Here is a 17,097-nt window from a genome sequence, read left to right on the forward strand (position 1 = left end):
GCTGCGCGATTCGACGCACAGCGGGGCCGGTGGTCGCCGACTCCTCCGGCGCGCGGCGTCCGAAGAAACTGAATGAAACAGGGAGACCGATCATGAACGTCGTCATCGTCGAAGGGTCCATCACCATCCGGGCGCAACTGCAGGCGCTGCTGGCGCGAGAACGCCGGATCCAGGTGGTGGGCGAGGCGGCTTGCGAGGCCTCCGCGATCGAGACGATCACCCGGACCCAGCCCGACGTGGTGGTGATGGACCTGGCGCTGCAACCCGGCAGCGGGCTGCGGGTGCTGAGGGCGATCCGGCAGCTGGGCATCGGCGCGCGGGCGATCGTGCTGAGCAACAGCTATTACGAGGACATGCGGCGCGCCTGCGCCGAGCACGGCATTTCCGGCTTCTTCGACAAGGGCACGCAGGCCGAGGAGGTGCTGGCGCTGCTGCAGGGCTGGCTGCCGCCGCTGCGGGCGGACGAGCCGGCGCGGCAGGCGGCCGTCGACGGGCTGGACCTGCCGCCGCGCGGCCACTCCGCCTTCGACGAACTGGCCGACCTGGCTTGCGACATCAGCGGCGGCGCGATGGCCGCGGTCGGCCTGGTGGATGGCGAGCAGCTGCGGCTGATCGGCACCTCCGGCCTGCCGCTGCGGACGATGCCGCGCGCACGTGGCCTGTGCTCGCACGTGATGCATCACGGCGGACTGCAGGAGGTGCCGGACACCTGGCACGACAGCCGCTTCCTCGACCACCCGCTGGTGCAGGGCGCGCCGTATGTGCGCTTCTATGCGTCGGTGCCGCTGTCGCTGTCCACCGGCGAGGTCGTCGGCAGCCTGTGCGTGATGGACCGCCTGCCGCGGCGCCTGCGCGAGCGCCAGCGCGAGTCGCTGGTGACGCTGTCGCGCTGCGCGATCAATGAGCTCGAGGCCCGCCGGCGCGAGCCGCGCCACATCGACCAGGCGATCAGCGCCGCGATGACGCTCTGAGCGCGATCGCGCCTCGGCCGCTCAATGCGGCCAGGCGCGCGGCGCGTACAGCGACGGGTGGGCCGCGACGGCCTCCAGCGGCAGCCGGCGGCCGGCGGCGTGGTCCTCGATGCACTGCAGGATCAGCGGGCTGCGATGGCGGTCGCGGCTGGCGCGGATCTCGTCCAGCGTCAGCCAGAGGGTGCGCTGGATCGGCTCGTCGAAGGGGCGGCCGGGGATCTGGTCGCCGACCCGGCCGGTGAAGGCCAGTCGCACGTAGGTCACGTCGTCGCCGCGGTCCGGGCGCAGGAAACGCGACATGTAGACGCCGAGGAAGGCGTCCGGCGTGAACGGCCGGGCGGTTTCCTCGAGGACTTCGCGCTTGACCGCGTCGATCGCGGACTCGGCCTGCTCCAGATGGCCGGCGGGATTGTTGAGCAGCAGGCCGTCGCGGGTGAGCTCCTCGACCAGCAGGTAGCGGCCGTCCTGCTCGATCACGGCGGCGACGGTGACGCTGGGCTTGAATCGTTCGGTCATGGTCCTTCCTGGGGAGCGGCTGGTCCGGCGGCAGGGGATGCCGGGGGAGCGCCACCTCGATGTGGGAACGGGGCCGCATTGTGAGGGGGCCTGGTGACAGCGGCGGCGAACAGCGACCACGCCGGCGAAGGCGTGTCCCCTGAACCCGTCGGCGCACCCGTCCGACATCGCCCAAAAGCAAAACCCCGGCTTGCCGGGGTTTTCTTCATTCTTCAGCGAGAGGCTCAGTTGCCCCGGCCGTGTCCGTGGCCGCGGTCATCGTCGCGGTCCTTGTCGTGACCGTGTCCGCGGCCGTGACCCTTGCCGGGACCGCGATCGTCATCGCGGTAATCGCGGCGGCCATCGTCGCGCCAGCGATATTCGGTGTGTTCCCGGCGGTATTGCGGGGCGTACACCTCGCGGTACCAGTTGTCCCGGACGAAATACACCGGCCGGCCGCACGCGTTGTAGCGCGCGCAGTGCTTGGCCCAGTTCTTCTCATGGCCCGGCGGCACGCGGAGATAGACCGCCGGCGCGGGCGCCGGCACCCGGGTCACCAGCACCGGCCGCTCGTACACCACCTGCGGGCGCACATTGCCGATGTCGATCTGTCCATAAAAGCCCGGTTCGCCAATGCTCACCGAGACCCCCACATCGGCGGCCCGGGATGCCATCGGCATCAGGGCCACCAAGGCCAACGCACTGCTGAGGAGAATTTTCTTTGTCATGGTCTGACTCCTTTCGGTCGTCATTTAACGCCGCTTTGACTCCCTTCGACGACTCTAGTTCACCATTCGAAACAGCTTTGCCTCACATTGCTCATGGGTTTGGTTGGTGAAAACCCCAGTCGCGGGCGCGTCCCGCCCGAGGCGGTCCCCCGGTTAAGCTCGCCCGGACCCTGATTCAGGATGGAGGGATTCCAGATGCTGATCGGTGTGCCGCAGGAAACCGCGGCGGGGGAAGCGCGCGTCGCCGCGACGCCGGAAACCGTCAAGAAGCTGGTCGCGCAGGGCCACACGCTGCGCGTTCAGCATGGTGCCGGCCTGAACGCCAGCGTGACCGACGAGGCCTACGCCGCCGCCGGCGCGGAACTGGTCGGGCGCGAGGCGGCCTTCGCCTGCGACCTCGTCCTGAAGGTCCGTGCGCCGGAGCCCGGCGAGATGGCGCTCTTCAAGCCCGGCGCGGTGCTCGCCGGCATGCTCAATCCCTTCGACCGCGACGGCCTGCAGCGCCTGGCCGAGGCGCGGCTCACCGCCTTCGCGCTCGAGGCCGCGCCCCGCACCACCCGCGCGCAGAGCATGGACGTGCTCTCCAGCCAGGCCAACCTGGCCGGCTACAAGGCGGTGATGCTGGCCGCCTTCCATTACCAGCGCCTGTTCCCGATGCTGATGACCGCCGCCGGCACGATCAAGGCCGCGCGGGTCGTCGTGCTGGGCGTCGGGGTCGCCGGCCTGCAGGCGATCGCCACCGCCAAGCGGCTGGGCGCGGTCATCGAGGCCTCCGACGTGCGCCCCGCGGTGAAGGAGCAGGTCGAGTCCCTCGGCGCCAAATTCATCGACGTGCCCTACGAGACCGACGAGGAGCGCCAGGCCGCCGAGGGCGTCGGCGGCTACGCCCGCCCGATGCCCCCCAGTTGGCTGCAGCGCCAGCAGGTCGAGGTCGCCAAGCGCGTCGCCCAGGCCGATGTCGTCGTCACCACCGCGCTGATCCCGGGGCGGCCGGCGCCGGTGCTGGTCACCGAGGAGATGGTCCGCGCGATGAAGCCGGGCTCCGTCATCGTCGACATCGCGGCGCCGGCGGGCGGCAACTGCCCGCTCACCGAGCCGGGCCGGACGGTGCGCAAGCACGGCGTGACGCTGGTGGGCGAGACCAACCTGCCGTCGCTGGTGGCGGCGGACGCGTCCGCGCTCTACGCGCGCAACGTGCTGGATTTCCTGAAGCTGGTGCTGACGAAGGAAGGCGGCTTCGCGCTGCCGGCCGACGACGACATCGTGACCGCCTGCCTCGTCGCGCACGAGGGCCAGGTGCTGCGCCAGGCCTGAGCGGCCACCCTGCTGGAGGCCGCGAGGCCGCATGACGACCGGGCCGCGCGCCCGCAAGGAGAGTCCCGGATGGATGCCGTTTCTCCCACCCTCATCAACCTGACGATCTTCGTGCTGGCGATCTACGTCGGCTACCACGTCGTCTGGACCGTGACGCCGGCGCTGCACACGCCGCTGATGGCCGTGACCAACGCGATCTCGGCCATCGTCATCGTCGGCGCGATGCTCGCCGCCGCGCTCACCGAGACCTCGCTGGGCAAGTTCATGGGCACCTTCGCCGTCGCGCTCGCGGCGGTCAACGTCTTCGGCGGCTTCCTCGTCACGCGGCGGATGCTGGAGATGTTCAAGAAGAAGGAGCGCAAGACTCCCGCCGATGGCCACGGCAACGCGAAGGGCTGACCGATGTCGATGAATCTCGTCACCCTGCTTTACCTGATCGCGAGCGTCTGCTTCATCCAGGCGCTCAAGGGCCTCTCCCACCCGACGACCTCCATCCGCGGCAACGTCTTCGGCATGGTCGGCATGACCATCGCCGTGCTCACCACGGGCGCGCTGATCCTGAAGCTGGCCGGCGGACAGACGCTGGGGCTGGCCTATGTCCTGGGCGGCCTGGTGGTCGGCGGCGGCATCGGCACCGTCATGGCGCAGCGCGTCGAGATGACCAAGATGCCGGAGCTGGTGGCCTTCATGCACAGCATGATCGGCCTGGCGGCGGTGTGCATCGCGGTGGCCGCGGTCGTCGAGCCGCATGCCTTCGGCATCGCGCCCCGCTACGCACCCATCCCCGGCGGCAACCGCATCGAGCTGGCCCTGGGCTGCTTCATCGGCGCGGTGACCTTCTCCGGCTCGGTCATCGCCTTCGGCAAGCTCAGCGGCAAGTACAAGTTCCGTCTGTTCCAGGGCGCGCCGGTCACCTTTCCCGGGCAGCACTGGCTCAACCTGGTCCTGGGTCTGGCGGCGGTGTTCTTCATCTTCGGCTTCTGGCATTCGCAGAGCGCGATGGACTTCCTGCTGGTCGCGGCGCTGGGCTTCGTGCTGGGCGTGCTGCTGATCATCCCGATCGGCGGCGCCGACATGCCGGTCGTCGTGTCGATGCTCAACAGCTACTCCGGCTGGGCCGCGGCGGGCATCGGCTTCTCGCTCAACAACAGCATGCTGATCATCGCGGGCTCGCTGGTGGGCAGCTCGGGCGCGATCCTGAGCTACATCATGTGCAAGGCGATGAACCGCTCGTTCTTCAACGTGATCCTGGGCGGCTTCGGCGCCGAGGGCACCGCCGCCGCCGGGGCCGCGCAGCAGCGCAATGTGAAGAGCGGCAGCGCCGACGATGCGGCCTTCATCCTCGGCAACGCGGAGAGCGTGATCATCGTCCCCGGCTACGGCCTGGCGGTCGCGCGCGCGCAGCATGCGGTCAAGGAGCTCGCGCAGAAGCTGATCGAGAAGGGCGTCACCGTCCGCTATGCGATCCATCCGGTGGCGGGTCGCATGCCCGGCCACATGAACGTGCTGCTCGCCGAGGCCGAGGTGCCCTACGACCAGGTCCATGAGATGGAGGACATCAACGCCGAGTTCGGCCAGACCGACGTGGCCATCATCCTCGGCGCGAACGATGTGGTGAACCCGGCCGCGCTGCAGAAGGGCAGCGCGATCTACGGCATGCCGATCCTGGAGGCCTACAAGGCGCGCACCGTCATCGTCAACAAGCGGTCGATGGCGGCCGGGTATGCGGGCCTGGACAACGAACTCTTCTACATGGACAAGACCATGATGGTCTTCGGTGACGCGAAGAAGGTGGTCGAGGACATGGTCAAGGCGGTGGAGTGACCGAGGGGTGTGAGGCGGTGTGGTGCGATCCGCGCGATCGGCGCGTGGCCGTCCTCCCCGGCTAGTTTCAGTAGGACACCTACCGACTGAAGGGGAAGGCGTCCAAGCGCACCACCGCTGAAGGTCGATGCGCATCCGAGTGCGCTTGAACAGACTGCGAGGCTTTCCATCGCCGTCTGTTTGCCATGACCACTCCCTCCGATCCGTTGTCCCGTGTCCGTGCCGTGATGTCGCCGGCGCCAGGGGGCGATGCGCCATCGCGCCGTCGTCGCGACGAGGACGACCTCGACGCAGCGCCGCCCGCTGACCCGGATGCGCCCGCGCGCGATGGCGCGCCGCCGCCACCCGCCACGCCGGCAGAGCCCACGGAGCCGCCGGCTTCGGACGCCGGCGCGCCCGTGAAGGCGGATGCCGATGGCGCCGACGCGTCGCGCGCCGATCGCTCCAGCGCGCTGCTGGCCTCGGGACTCGGCCTGCTCGGCGTGGGCGGCGCGGCCAGCGTCGCGGTGGCCGCCGCGGGCGGCTCGAGCAGCAAGCCGCCCGTGGCCGAGGTGGAGCGACCGAAGCCCGAGACGCCCAAGCCGGAACGCCCCGAGCAGGAGCAGCCCGGACCGGAGCAGCCGAAGCCCGAAGCCCCTGGGCCCGAGCAGCCGAAACCCGAAGGGCCGAAGCCGGAGAAGCCCGAATCGGAGTCCCCGAAGCCCGAGCAACCCAAGCCTGAGCAACCCAAGCCCGAACAGCCAAAACCGGAAGAGCCCCAGCCCGAGCGACCGAAGCCGGAGGAGCCCAAGCCGGAGGAGCCCAAGCCGGAGCAGCCGAAGCCCGAAGAGCCAAAGCCTGAGCAACCGAAGCCCGAAGAGCCCAAGCCCGAGCAACCGAAACCGGAACAACCCGGTGGCACCGACCCTGAGCCGACCCCCGACGTCCCCGCGCCGCGCCCGCGCCTGGTGATGGACACCGGCGTGTCGGACCGCGACGGCATCACCTCGCGCGCGGACGTCCAGGTCGACGCCCTGCTGGGCAGCGGCCGGTGGCGCTACAGCCTCGACGGCGGCGAGTCCTGGGTCGCGGGCAGCGGCGATCGCATCGCGGCCGCCGCCTTCGGCGCGGACGGCCGCAAGGACCTGATCGTCGAGCAGTTCGATGCGCAGGGCCATCGCAGCGTCTCGAGCCGGCTGTCGTTCGAGCTCGACACGCTGGCGCCGGCGGCGTTGACGCCCACCGCGCCAGCGAACGGCTGGCTGGGACGGGACGGCGACATCCACGTCGGCAAGTTGGACCGCGACGCGCACTGGCAGTACAGCCTCGACGGCACGACCTGGCGGGCCGGCACTGGCGGCGGGCTGCGCGGCGCCGAGGTCGGCAAGGAAGGCGAGCAACAGGTCTGGCTGCGCCAGGTCGACCTGGCGGGCAACACGAGCGAGGCGAGCCGCATCACCGTGAACGTGGACCTGACCGCGCCGACCGACGCGGCGATCCGGCTCCACGTCGATCCCGCGATCGATGGCCCGTTCACCACCCAGCCGCACATGACGCACGGGCCCATCACCGTGGCCGCCGATGCCGGCTGGGCCTACAGCTGGGACGGCCAGTCCTGGCGCACCGACGCGGAATACGGCGCCGTCGTCCGCACGCAGGGGTTGATCGACGGCTTTCACACGCTGTACGTCCGCCAGCAGGACCAGGCCGGCAATGTGACGATCAACGAGCGCTCGTTCACGCTGGACAACGTCAGGCCGGCCGCGCCGACGCTGCGATTGGTCAACGACACCGGGTGGTCGAATGTCGACAAGATCACTTCCGACGGGACCCTGCGCGTGACCAACCTGGAGCCGAACGCGAAGTGGTGGCTGAAGACCGTCGTCAACGGCAAGGACTACTACCAGGGAGGGAGTGGCGACACGATCACGACGGCGGACTTGGGGTTGCCGGCGGGCGAGGTGGGCAAGGTCTCCGTGTTCCTCTGGCAGGTTGACCAGGCGACGAACCAGAGTGCCATGACCCGCTTCGACTTCGAGCTCTACGCCCAGACCGCCGTGATCTGAAACGGACGGGACGACGCCGCCCCTAGGTCCAAGGTTGTCCCGCCCCGCCGCTTGACCTAGCATCGGCCGCGCCGGTTCCATCTCGGGCCGGCGTTCCTTTTGGCGATGCCGTGGGGGGCCACTTGGCGGTATGGACTCGCGCGATGGAGGCGCGGCCGGCGACGTCGGCGATCTCGATCCGCCGGCTCGCGCTGCTGGTGGTGCTGCCGCTGCTGCTGCTGGGCGCCGTCCACCTGTTCTCGCAGCAGTACGGGACGGCGATGCCGCCCCAGGTGCTGCGGCTGGCCGAGGCGCGCCTGCTGCCCGGCGACGCCCTGGACCCCGCGCAGATCCCCGGCGCCTTGCTCGATCCACAGGTGCCGGCCCCCGCCGCGTCGGCCATCGTGTCCCGCCCGCTCGAGGCGACGGCCACGCCGACACCGATGCCCGCGACGGCGCCGACGACGCCGATGACCTCCCTCGCGCCAGGCCACGTCGTGGCGCTGCCGGTCCAGATCCACGACACGGATGCGCCGGGCCCGCTCTGGTTCGCGCTCGATTTCCACCTCGATCGGGCGGCGCAGGTGCCGTACTGGCTCGTGATCCAGCACCGGCCCGCGGCCTCGATCTACCTCGACGGCCAGTTGATCGCCACCTCCGGGCCGGGTGTCGGCTACGTGTCCGAGGATGAGGACGATCTCGCCCAGCGTGGCCTGCTGCTGGCCGGCCGGCGCCTGCAGGTCAGCATCCCGCCGGCGCTGCTGCCCGCCGGTGAGCATCGGCTGAGCCTGCGCCTGGCGCGGCCGGGCTTCGAGGGCGCGGGGCTGTCGGCACCGCTGCTGGGGCCGGCGTCCCAGATCCGCGCGCTTCAGGAGGGGAGGCGCTTCTGGCAGGTGGCGCGCGTGACGACCGCCCTCGCGGGCCTGGTCATCGGCACCTTCATGCTGATGGTGTGGCTGGCACTGCGGCAGGAATGGCTCTACGGCGTCACCGGCGTCTTCTGCCTCTGCACCGCGCTGCTGCTCTCGCCCTACCTGCTCAACGGCGCGCTGTTCCCTGCGCCGTGGTGGCGCGTGGCGCTCGATGTCGCCGACGTGCTGTCCAAAGCGCTGCTGCTGTTCCTGGTGGCGCGGCTGTCCGGCCTGGCCGCGGGCTGGGCGGAGCGGATGGCCGCCGCCTACCTGGGCCTCGGGCTGGTGATCGACGCCGCGGCGGCGATGCTCGGCTGGAGCTGGACCGACTTCCACCATCCCTGGCCCTGGTGGGCACTGGGCAGCCGCCTCGTCGTGCTGGTGGCCGCGGCGGCGCTCGCCGCGCGCGCCGCGCTGGCGTCCGGCCGTCGTGCCCACCTCGCCGCCGCCTGCGCCGTCGCGCTGTCGGGCTGGGTGTGGCTCTACGTGAGCGCCTTCGCGCTGGTCATGTCGCGCCAGATGAGCGTCGTGGACATCAACGTCGTCGGCCATGCGGTGCTGATCGCAATGGCCGGCGTGGCGCTGCAGCGGCGCTTCGTCGGCTCGCTGCGCGACCAGGCGATGGCGCGGGTGCGGCTGGAGCAGGCGCTGGACGCGCGCACCCGCGAGCTGCAGGACCGCTGGGAAGACCTGCAGGACAGCGAGCGGCAGCGTTCCGCGGCGCAGGAGCGTGAGCGCCTGCTGCAGGAGATGCACGATGGCCTGGGCTCGCAGCTCGTGACCGCGCGCCTGTGCGCGGAGCGTGGCGTGCCGTCGCAGGCGCTGGTGGGCCAGCTCGACGAATGCATCCGCGAGATGCGCCTGACCGTCGATGCGCTGGCCGTCACCGACGGCGACCTGACGCTGCTGCTGGCCAACCTGCGGCACCGGATGGCGCCGCGCCTGCAGGACGCGGGCCTGGAGCTCGACTGGCAGCTGACCGACGTGCCGCTGCTGCCCACCTTGCGCGGCACCGGCGGCCGCGAGCTGATTCGGATCGTGCAGGAGGCGCTGAGCAACATCATTCACCACGCCGGGGCCACGCGGGTCCGGTTCTCGACGCGCGTGGACGCGGCCCGCGGACAGGTCCTGCTGTCGATCGTCGACAACGGCCGCGGCATGGCCGTCGGCCTGCGCCAGGGCAATGGCCTGCGCGGCATGCGCCGGCGTGCCGAGCGGATCCGCGCCGCCATCGACTGGCGCCCGCCCGAGGATGCCGCCGTCGAGGGCGGCACCGAGCTGCTGCTGCGCCTGCCGCTGCACGCCGATGACTGAACGTCAACGCGCGATCGACACCGATCGCGGTCGTTCCCGGTGCGTTCTGGAGTCATCTCTCCACTTTGTGCGCTCTATCGAATCCCCTGATGGGGGGCGCATGACGATCAGCGAGAATCCGCGCCGTACCTTGGAGACAGAACAATGGAGAAGAACTGGCTGAAGCACTATCCGGCCGGGGTGCCCGCCGAGATCGATGCGGATGTCTATCCCTCGCTGGTGGAGCTGATGGAGGCCGCGTTCAAGCAGTTTCCCGAGCGCGCCGCCTACAAGATGCTGGGGCGCTCGATCAGCTTCGCGCAGATCGACGAGGCCTCGCGCGCGCTGGCCGCGTACCTGCAGGGCCTGGGCCTGGAGAAGGGCGACCGCGTCGCGATCATGATGCCCAACGTGCCGCAGTACCCGGTCGCCGTCGCGGCCGTGCTGCGGGCCGGCTTCGTCGTCGTCAACGTCAATCCGCTCTACACGCCGCGCGAGCTGGAGCACCAGCTCAAGGACGCCGGCGCCAAGGCCATCGTCATCATCGAGAACTTCGCCGCCACGCTGCAGCAGGTGCTCGCGAGCGTGCCCACCAAGCACATCGTGCTGGCGGCGATGGGCGACATGCTGGGCTTCGCCAAGGGCATGGTCGTCAACTACGTGGTGCGCAAGGTCAAGAAGCTGGTGCCGGCCTTCGAGCTGCCGTCGGCGGTGCGCTTCAACGACGCCGTCGCCAAGGGCCGCGGCCAGACCTACAAGCGCCCGACGGTGGGCCCCAATGACATCGCGGTGCTGCAGTACACCGGCGGCACGACCGGCGTGTCCAAGGGCGCGGTGCTGCTGCATCGCAATCTGGTGGCCAACACGCTGCAGTGCGAGGCCTGGTACCAGCCGGCGCTGAAGAAGAAACCCGCCGACGAGCAGCTGATGAGCGTCTGCGCGCTGCCGCTGTATCACATCTTCGGATTCACGACCAACCTGATGCTGTCGATGCGGGTGGGCGGCTGCAATGTGCTGATCCCCAATCCGCGGGACCTGCCGGCCGTGTTCAAGGAACTGAGCCACCACAAGATCCACAGCCTGCCGGCGGTCAACACGCTCTTCATGGCGATGGCCAACCATGCGCAGTTCAACACGGTGGACTGGAGCGGGCTGGTGATCTCGGTCGGCGGCGGCATGGCCGTGCAGCAGGCCACCGCGCGACTGTGGCTGGAGAAGACCGGCTGCCCGATCGTCGAGGGCTACGGCTTGTCGGAGACCTCGCCGGTCGCCTGCTGCAACCCGACCGACAGCACCGCCTACACCGGCTCGATCGGCCTGCCGCTGTCCGGCACCGAGGTGACGCTGCTGGACGATGACGGCGACGAGGTGCCGCCCGGCGGCACCGGCGAGATCGCGATCCGCGGTCCGCAGGTGATGGCCGGCTACTGGCAGCGGCCGGACGAGACCGCCAAGGTCATGACCGCCGACGGCTACTTCCGCACCGGCGACATCGGCACCGTGGACGAGCGCGGCTTCTTCCGCATCGTCGACCGCAAGAAGGACATGATCCTGGTCAGCGGTTTCAACGTCTATCCCAACGAGATCGAGGATGTGCTGACGCAGATGCCGGGCGTGCTGGAATGCGCGGCCGTGGGCGTGCCCGACGAGAAGGCGGGCGAGGCGGTGAAGGTCGTGATCGTGCGCCGCAACCCGGCGCTGACCGAAGCCGACGTGAAGGCCTTCTGCGAGGCCAACCTGACCGGCTACAAGCGGCCGCGGATCATCGAATTCCGCACCGAGCTGCCCAAGACGCCAGTGGGCAAGGTGTTGCGCCGTGAATTGCGCGACAAAAAGTAGCAGTCGGTAGCAGTTTTCGGGAATGCTCGCGGGCGAAACCCGCCCGTGTCCGCCTAAAGTTCGCCCTCCTGTGGAGGAGACAAGGCCGTGCTCGAAGAACGTTACGAAAAGACCGAGGCCGGGAGAGCGGAAATCAAGTCGCGCGCGCTGGTGCAGGCGCGCGTGGCCCGCAATCTGCTGCTGGTGATCGACGCCAGCAAGACCGGTGCCGACTGGGTGGCGATGGTGCAGGGCGCCGCGCCGGCAGACCTGGAACTGCTGATCCAGCACCAGTTGGTGAAGGCGACCGCCGGCGCGCCGCTGTCGCGGCCCATGGGGCCGGCGTCGATCGCGACGCCGATGGGCGCGGGGCCGTCCTCGCGCATGAGCGGCGCCTCGCCGTCGCGGCCGGCGCCCTCGCGTCTGGCCGGCGTGCCGACCTCGTCGCTCGACTACGCGCAGCTCTACACCGCGCTGAGCACCTTCGCCAAGCAGCAGGGGCTGCTCAAGGGTTACAAGCTGGCGCTCGAGGTCGAGCAGTGCAGCGACATGAACCAGCTGCAGACGCTGGCGCTGGACATCATCGACCGCGTGCGCGCCACCAAGGGCGACGCCGCGGCCCACGAACTGCGTGCGACACTGGGCTTCAACTGAACCGGACCGCCCTGGGGCGGTCCTTCCTTTGTTGGGAGCTCATCCATGTCCTCGCCCTATCGCGTCGCGGTACTCGTCGGCAGCCTGCGCAAGGCTTCGTTCAACCGCAAGCTGGCCCTCGCGCTGGCGCAGCTGGCCCCGGCCGAGCTGAAGCTGGAGATCGTCGAGATTGGCCAGCTGCCCTTCTACAACGAGGACGAGGCGGCCGAGCCGCCGGCGTCCTGGGTCGAATTCCGCAATGCCATCAAGGCGGCGGACGCCGTGCTGTTCGTCAGCCCCGAATACAACCGCTCGATCCCGGGCGCGCTGAAGAATGCGCTGGACGTGGGCTCGCGGCCCTACGGCCACAACGCCTTCGACGGCAAGCCGTCGGCGGTGATCACGCTGTCGCCGGGCGCGCTGGGCGGCTTCGGCGCCCATCACCACCTGCGTCAGGTGCTGGCCTGCCTGAACGCGCCGCTGCTGCCCTCGCCGGAGGTCTACCTCGGCGGCGCGAACGAGATGTTCAAGGACGATGGCAGCCTGGCCAAGCCGGAGACGGAAGCCTTCCTGCGCAAGGTCATGACCGCCTTCGCCGCCTGGGTGCAGAAGCTCAAGGGGTGAGGCTTGGCGGCGAGGTTGTTTGTCGAGCAGCCGCTGGGCGCGCTTGCGCTCGAGGCTGAACTGGCGCTGCCGCCCGGCGCGGCGCGCCATGTGCAGGTGCTGCGGCTGCAGCCCGGCGATGAGGTCACCTTGTTCGACGGCAGCGGGGACGAGTGGACCGCCGCGGTGACGGCCATGGGCCGCAGCGAGGTCCGTGTGGCGCTCAAGTCCCGGCAGCCGGTCGATCGCGAAATGAAGCGCGCGGTGACGCTGGCGGTCGTGATGCCGGCCAACGACCGCATGGACGGCATCGTCGAGAAGGCCTGCGAGCTGGGCGCGGTGGCGATCCAGCCGCTGATGAGCGAGCGCTCGGTGCTGCGGCTGCAGGGCGATCGGGCGGAGAAGAAGCGGGCGCACTGGCAGGGCGTCGCGATCGCGGCGGCCGAGCAATGCGGGCGGTCGAAGCCGCTGCAGGTGGCGCCGGTGAAGACGCTGGCGCAGTGGCTGGCGGACCTGCCCGACGATGCCGATGAACAGCGCTGGCTGCTGAGCCCGGTGGCGGCGCAGCCCTTGTCGGCACTGGCGCCGGAGGCGGGCGATGCGGGACGCATCGTGGTCCTCAGCGGCCCCGAAGGCGGCCTCAGCGAGGCCGAGGAGCAATCGGCCCGCGCGCGAGGCTTCAGCGCCGCGAAACTGGGTCCTCGGATCCTGCGGGCGGATACGGCGCCGCTGGCGGTGTTGGGTTGGCTATCCCTCAGCGAGGCTTGATGGGGCGGAGGTCCCGGAACTTGCGATAGAGCGTTTCGAACGCTTCCTGCGCAGGGATGCCTCCGCCTTCGCTGATCTCCCGCAGCCCCCGCTCAATGCTCGCGTCGAAGTCGCGCCACTGCGCCGGCGTGACCGGCGTCTCAGGCAGGCTGGTCGTGGACCGCTGATTCATCCTTGCTCCTTGTTTCCACGCCAGGTGTTCAGCAACGGTGTGTGGTCACGCGACATGTGCATTACGTGCGTCACCTCGATGACACCAACATCGAGGATGCGATAGAAGATTCGGTAATTCCCGTGAGTGCGTCGGCGAAAGCCGCGGCCTTCGTAGCCGTGCACCAGCGGATACGAGTCAGCCATGCGGCCAAGGCTGGCAATCTTCTCGCGCAGTTCCTTGAGGAATGAGTCCGCGCGTCGCCGATTCGCCGCCGCGATGTACTGGTGTATCGACCGCAAGTCTGCCCGCGCCTCCGGGTGGAGGCTGACCTTCATTCGTTGCCGTCGTCCGTGATGCCGAGCTCGCGAAAGAGGCTGTCGAACGCCTCTTCCGCCGGGATGTACTCGGAGGAAGGTGTCGCCAGGCGACTGTCGAGCAGTTCGGTGAACGCCAGGGCCTGCGCCTCCCGCCAGTCCTTCAACTCCTCGCTGTCGCGCAGCACCTGCGTGCGCGACGAATACTTTCCGCTCTCGATCAGATCCAGCACGATGGCCTCCAGGTCGGGTCCAAGTTCGGCGTGAATCATCTCGGTCATTTCCTCGGAAAGAAATCGCATCGTAGGGGGTGACCGCATCCCCAACAAGGAGGCCCCCAGCCGGCGAAGTTATTCGTCGGAGTCAGTGGTCTCGGCGTTCTGCCGGCGCGCCGAGCCGGCCACCAGGTCGAACTTGAACAGCCGGCATTCGATCGGGCCGTTCCACATCGGGATGCGGCGCGACTCCTTCAGCCGCATCTTGCTCGGCAGCTTCATCTCCGGACACAGCAGCCAGGCCGTCCATCCCGCCTCGTGCTGCGTGTAGGCGCGCTTCCAGTGCGCGGACAGGCGCGGGAAGAAGTCGTCCCCAGCGTCGCGTTCCTCGGACAGCGCGCCACCGTCCATCCGGTGCGCACCGGCCTTGCCGCGGACCTCGATCCGCTCGCCATACGGCGGGTTCAGCATCAGCGTGCCGGGCATGTCCGCCGGCAGCTTCGGCGCGGGACGCTCCAGCGCATCGCCGCCGTTGAACTGGATGTACTGCGCCACGCCCGCGCGCTCGGCATTGCGGCGCGCGAAGTCGACCATCCGGAACGACACGTCGCTGGCGAAGATCGGGACCTCGGGCGGATGCTCCGCGGCGCGCGCCTGGTCCTTCATCGCGCGCCAGGCCGGCAGCAGCGGCTGGAACGGCGCGAGCTTCTCGAAGGCGAAGCGGCGCTGGATGCCCGGCGCGATGTTGCAGGCGATGGTCGCCGCCTCGACCGGGATGGTGCCCGAGCCGCAGCACGGATCGCTCAGCGCGCCGCCCGCCTCGCGCGTGCCCTTCCAGCCCGCCGCGGCCAGCATCGCCGCGGCCAGCGTCTCCTTCAGCGGCGCATCGCCCTTGTCCTCGCGCCAGCCGCGCTTGAACAGCGATTCGCCGGAGCTGTCGACGTAGACCGTCGCCAGGTATTCCGTGAGGTGCAGCTGCAGCGGCAGGTCCGGCCAGCGCGTGTCGACGCTGGGGCGCTCGCCGCTGGCCTCGCGCAGCACGTCGCAGACGGCGTCCTTCACCCGCAGCGTCGCGAAGTTCAGGCTGTGCAGCGGCGAGCGCTGCGCCGTCGTGTCCACCCGCAGCGTCTGGCGCGGGGTGATCCAGCGCGTCCAGTCGACGGTGCGCGCGATCGCGTAGATGTCGTCCTCGTGGCGGTATTCCTCGCGGGCCACTTCGATCAGCACCCGCTGCGCGAGCCGGCTGTGCAGGTTCAGCCGCATCACCGCGGCCAGCGTGCCGTACAGGCCCACGCCGCCGCGGAAAGCCTTGGGCCCGTCCAGGCATTCGTCCGGGCCGAGGATGTCGCGGACCTCCGCCTCCAGCCAGTCTTCGACGCCGGCGGCGCAGGGCAGGAACAGGTGGTAGGCGGTATCGGACATCGTGGGGCGGCGTGAGGAAGCGGGCGCCGCGGCGCCCGGGGATCAAGCGGCGGATTGTCCCACCGACAGGCGATCGGGGCCGGCGCTCAGCGCGACTTGCGCAGGTTGGCTGGCGCGAGCTTGAGCGCCTCGCGGTACTTGGCGACGGTGCGGCGCGCCACGGTGATGCCCTGCTCGCCGAGCATCGTCGAGAGCTGGCTGTCCGACAGCGGGCTGGTGGCATCCTCGGCGGCGATGAACTGCTTGATCAGCGCCCGCACCGCCGTGCTCGAGGCATTCCCGCCCGCCTCGGTCGACAGGCTGGAGCCGAAGAAGTACTTCAGCTCGAAGGTGCCCCAGGGCGTGGCCATGTACTTGGCCGTCGTGACGCGCGAGATGGTCGACTCATGCAGCCCGAGTTCATCGGCGATCTCCCGCAGCACCAGTGGCTTCATCGCCAGCTCGCCATGGGTGAAGAAGCCGCGCTGGCGTTCGACGATCGCCTCGCTGACGCGCTGGATGGTGTCGAAGCGCTGCTGGATGTTCTTGATGAACCAGCGCGCCTCCTGCAGCTGCCCGCCCAGCGGCGAATTGCTGACGCCGCCGCGCGTGGCGCGCAGCGCCTGCGCGTACAGCTCGTTGATGCGCAGCTTGGGCAGCACGTCCGGGTTGATCGAGACGCGGAAGTTGCGACCGGCCTTCTGCACGATCACGTCCGGGATGACCGGCCGGTTGTCGCTCTGCGCGTAGCGGCGGCCGGGCTTGGGCTCCAGGCCGGCGATCAGCGATTGCGCGTCGCGCAGCAGTTCCTCGTCGGCGCCGGTCAGCGACATCAGCCGGCGCCAGTCGCGCTTGGCCAGCAGGTCCAGATGGCGGCGGCAGACGACGACCGCCAGCGCCTGCTCCGGCGAGCGCGGCAGCGTGCGCAGCTGCAGCTCCAGGCATTCGGACAGATCGCGCGCGCCGACGCCGGACGGCTCCATCGACTGCAGCCACTTGAGCGCCACCTTGAAGCGGTCCAGCAGCTCCTCGCGCTGCTCCGCGTCGGCCTCCTCGCCCAGGATCGCGGCGACCAGCTCCTCGAGCGGATCCTCGAGGTAGCCGTCCTCGTTCAGCGATTCGATCAGCGCCAGCAACGCCGCGCGGTCCACCGCGCTCAGGTTCATGCCGGGGATCTGCGCCCGCAGCACGTCCTGCAGCGATTCCGACGGCGCCTCCGTCTCTGGCCGCTCGTCGTCGTCGCCCGAGGACGAGGCCGCGCTGCCCGGCGTCTCGCGGATGCCGTCGAAGTCGTCGCCCTCGGTGCCGTTCTCCCAGTCGTCGCGCTCGGTGGTGCCGAATTCCTCGGCGCGCATCTCCTCCCCCGCGGGCGCGTCGCCGGACGGCGCCTCGGACTCGGTCTGCGCGACGCGCTCCTCGCGTTCCTCGCGCTCGGTCAGACGCTCCTGCGTGGCGGTGGGCAGCGGGGCGTCGAATTCCTCGTCGGTCTCCAGCAGCGGATTGCTGGCGAGCATCTGCTCCACCTCCTGGTGGAGCTCCAGCGTCGACAGCTGCAGCAGACGGATGGACTGCTGCAGCTGAGGCGTCAGCGCGAGATGCTGGGACAGGCGAACCTGTAGCGTCGGCCTCAT

General features: G+C 69.8%; 17 protein-coding genes. 10 read left to right on the forward strand and 7 right to left on the reverse strand.

From position 1 onward, the window contains the following. Window positions 1–92: 92 nt before the first annotated feature. Window positions 93–971, forward strand: a complete 879-nt coding sequence (locus FHT38_RS23705; protein ID WP_175538420.1) for a response regulator — start codon at window positions 93–95, stop codon at window positions 969–971. 21 nt (window positions 972–992) lie between these two features. On the opposite strand, the gene FHT38_RS23710 is transcribed toward FHT38_RS23705, so the two are convergent. Together FHT38_RS23710 and FHT38_RS23715 are read right to left on the reverse strand one after the other, a co-directional pair. Next, on the reverse strand, window positions 993–1,487 hold the full coding sequence (locus FHT38_RS23710; RefSeq protein WP_091730456.1) for an NUDIX hydrolase: 495 nt from the start codon (window positions 1,485–1,487) through the stop codon (window positions 993–995). 224 nt (window positions 1,488–1,711) lie between these two features. Further along, window positions 1,712–2,194 carry a hypothetical protein gene (locus FHT38_RS23715; RefSeq protein ID WP_091730459.1) on the reverse strand — a complete coding sequence of 161 codons (483 nt, stop codon included), beginning with the start codon at window positions 2,192–2,194 and terminating at the stop codon, window positions 1,712–1,714. A 195-nt stretch (window positions 2,195–2,389) separates the two neighbouring features. Here FHT38_RS23715 and FHT38_RS23720 point away from each other — a divergent pair, with 195 nt between their 5' ends. From FHT38_RS23720 to FHT38_RS23760, 9 genes are all read left to right on the forward strand, one after another. Next, window positions 2,390–3,508: a Re/Si-specific NAD(P)(+) transhydrogenase subunit alpha gene (locus FHT38_RS23720; protein WP_183493410.1), complete on the forward strand. Its 1,119-nt coding sequence runs from the start codon at window positions 2,390–2,392 to the stop codon at window positions 3,506–3,508. Window positions 3,509–3,577: 69 nt separating this feature from the next. Next, window positions 3,578–3,907 (forward strand): NAD(P) transhydrogenase subunit alpha, encoded by a 330-nt coding sequence (locus tag FHT38_RS23725; RefSeq protein WP_091730467.1) that lies wholly within the window; start codon window positions 3,578–3,580, stop codon window positions 3,905–3,907. Window positions 3,908–3,910: 3 nt separating this feature from the next. Then, window positions 3,911–5,332, forward strand: coding sequence for an NAD(P)(+) transhydrogenase (Re/Si-specific) subunit beta (locus tag FHT38_RS23730; RefSeq protein ID WP_183493411.1), 1,422 nt, complete (start codon window positions 3,911–3,913; stop codon window positions 5,330–5,332). A 185-nt stretch (window positions 5,333–5,517) separates the two neighbouring features. Next, window positions 5,518–7,377 (forward strand): hypothetical protein, encoded by a 1,860-nt coding sequence (locus FHT38_RS23735; protein WP_183493412.1) that lies wholly within the window; start codon window positions 5,518–5,520, stop codon window positions 7,375–7,377. Between the two features lie 122 nt (window positions 7,378–7,499). Beyond that, window positions 7,500–9,581: a sensor histidine kinase gene (locus FHT38_RS23740; RefSeq protein ID WP_183495096.1), complete on the forward strand. Its 2,082-nt coding sequence runs from the start codon at window positions 7,500–7,502 to the stop codon at window positions 9,579–9,581. 144 nt (window positions 9,582–9,725) lie between these two features. Continuing rightward, window positions 9,726–11,399: a long-chain-fatty-acid--CoA ligase gene (locus FHT38_RS23745; protein ID WP_183493414.1), complete on the forward strand. Its 1,674-nt coding sequence runs from the start codon at window positions 9,726–9,728 to the stop codon at window positions 11,397–11,399. Between the two features lie 87 nt (window positions 11,400–11,486). Beyond that, window positions 11,487–12,032 carry a hypothetical protein gene (locus tag FHT38_RS23750; RefSeq protein ID WP_091730484.1) on the forward strand — a complete coding sequence of 182 codons (546 nt, stop codon included), beginning with the start codon at window positions 11,487–11,489 and terminating at the stop codon, window positions 12,030–12,032. A 45-nt stretch (window positions 12,033–12,077) separates the two neighbouring features. Continuing rightward, the gene (locus tag FHT38_RS23755) at window positions 12,078–12,635 is read left to right on the forward strand and encodes an NADPH-dependent FMN reductase (protein ID WP_091730489.1); all 558 of its coding nucleotides are present in this window, start codon (window positions 12,078–12,080) and stop codon (window positions 12,633–12,635) included. A 15-nt stretch (window positions 12,636–12,650) separates the two neighbouring features. Further along, window positions 12,651–13,382, forward strand: a complete 732-nt coding sequence (locus tag FHT38_RS23760) for a 16S rRNA (uracil(1498)-N(3))-methyltransferase (RefSeq protein ID WP_255488900.1) — start codon at window positions 12,651–12,653, stop codon at window positions 13,380–13,382. Here the strand turns inward: FHT38_RS23760 and FHT38_RS23765 are convergent. The 5 genes from FHT38_RS23765 to FHT38_RS23785 all read right to left on the reverse strand — a co-directional run bounded on the left by FHT38_RS23765 (window position 13,369) and on the right by FHT38_RS23785 (window position 17,097). Beyond that, window positions 13,369–13,554 carry a hypothetical protein gene (locus FHT38_RS23765; protein WP_183493416.1) on the reverse strand — a complete coding sequence of 62 codons (186 nt, stop codon included), beginning with the start codon at window positions 13,552–13,554 and terminating at the stop codon, window positions 13,369–13,371. The two genes, FHT38_RS23760 and FHT38_RS23765, sit on opposite strands and share 14 nt — an antisense overlap. Continuing rightward, window positions 13,551–13,871, reverse strand: a complete 321-nt coding sequence (locus FHT38_RS23770) for a type II toxin-antitoxin system RelE/ParE family toxin (protein WP_183493417.1) — start codon at window positions 13,869–13,871, stop codon at window positions 13,551–13,553. Before FHT38_RS23770 ends, FHT38_RS23765 begins: the two co-directional genes overlap by 4 nt. Next, entirely contained in the window at window positions 13,868–14,122 is a 255-nt protein-coding gene (locus tag FHT38_RS23775; RefSeq protein WP_183495097.1) for a type II toxin-antitoxin system ParD family antitoxin, read from the reverse strand. The genes FHT38_RS23770 and FHT38_RS23775 overlap by 4 nt, the downstream gene beginning before the upstream one ends. 78 nt (window positions 14,123–14,200) lie before the next feature. Continuing rightward, window positions 14,201–15,487, reverse strand: coding sequence for a class I SAM-dependent RNA methyltransferase (locus FHT38_RS23780; RefSeq protein ID WP_183493419.1), 1,287 nt, complete (start codon window positions 15,485–15,487; stop codon window positions 14,201–14,203). An 86-nt stretch (window positions 15,488–15,573) separates the two neighbouring features. After that, window positions 15,574–17,097: an RNA polymerase factor sigma-54 gene (locus FHT38_RS23785; RefSeq protein WP_183493420.1), complete on the reverse strand. Its 1,524-nt coding sequence runs from the start codon at window positions 17,095–17,097 to the stop codon at window positions 15,574–15,576.

The sequence above is a fragment of the Mitsuaria sp. BK041 genome (assembly GCF_014193085.1).
Lineage (GTDB): Bacteria > Pseudomonadota > Gammaproteobacteria > Burkholderiales > Burkholderiaceae_C > Roseateles.

Coding starts and splice junctions, on each gene's coding strand:
- FHT38_RS23705 (WP_175538420.1), top strand. CDS start 93: ATGAACGTCGTCATCGTCGAAGGGTCCATCACCATCCGGGCGCAACTG.
- FHT38_RS23710 (WP_091730456.1), bottom strand. CDS start 1,487: ATGACCGAACGATTCAAGCCCAGCGTCACCGTCGCCGCCGTGATCGAG.
- FHT38_RS23715 (WP_091730459.1), bottom strand. CDS start 2,194: ATGACAAAGAAAATTCTCCTCAGCAGTGCGTTGGCCTTGGTGGCCCTG.
- FHT38_RS23720 (WP_183493410.1), top strand. CDS start 2,390: ATGCTGATCGGTGTGCCGCAGGAAACCGCGGCGGGGGAAGCGCGCGTC.
- FHT38_RS23725 (WP_091730467.1), top strand. CDS start 3,578: ATGGATGCCGTTTCTCCCACCCTCATCAACCTGACGATCTTCGTGCTG.
- FHT38_RS23730 (WP_183493411.1), top strand. CDS start 3,911: ATGTCGATGAATCTCGTCACCCTGCTTTACCTGATCGCGAGCGTCTGC.
- FHT38_RS23735 (WP_183493412.1), top strand. CDS start 5,518: ATGACCACTCCCTCCGATCCGTTGTCCCGTGTCCGTGCCGTGATGTCG.
- FHT38_RS23745 (WP_183493414.1), top strand. CDS start 9,726: ATGGAGAAGAACTGGCTGAAGCACTATCCGGCCGGGGTGCCCGCCGAG.
- FHT38_RS23755 (WP_091730489.1), top strand. CDS start 12,078: ATGTCCTCGCCCTATCGCGTCGCGGTACTCGTCGGCAGCCTGCGCAAG.
- FHT38_RS23765 (WP_183493416.1), bottom strand. CDS start 13,554: ATGAATCAGCGGTCCACGACCAGCCTGCCTGAGACGCCGGTCACGCCG.
- FHT38_RS23770 (WP_183493417.1), bottom strand. CDS start 13,871: ATGAAGGTCAGCCTCCACCCGGAGGCGCGGGCAGACTTGCGGTCGATA.
- FHT38_RS23775 (WP_183495097.1), bottom strand. CDS start 14,122: ATGATTCACGCCGAACTTGGACCCGACCTGGAGGCCATCGTGCTGGAT.
- FHT38_RS23780 (WP_183493419.1), bottom strand. CDS start 15,487: ATGTCCGATACCGCCTACCACCTGTTCCTGCCCTGCGCCGCCGGCGTC.
- FHT38_RS23785 (WP_183493420.1), bottom strand. CDS start 17,097: ATGAGGCCGACGCTACAGGTTCGCCTGTCCCAGCATCTCGCGCTGACG.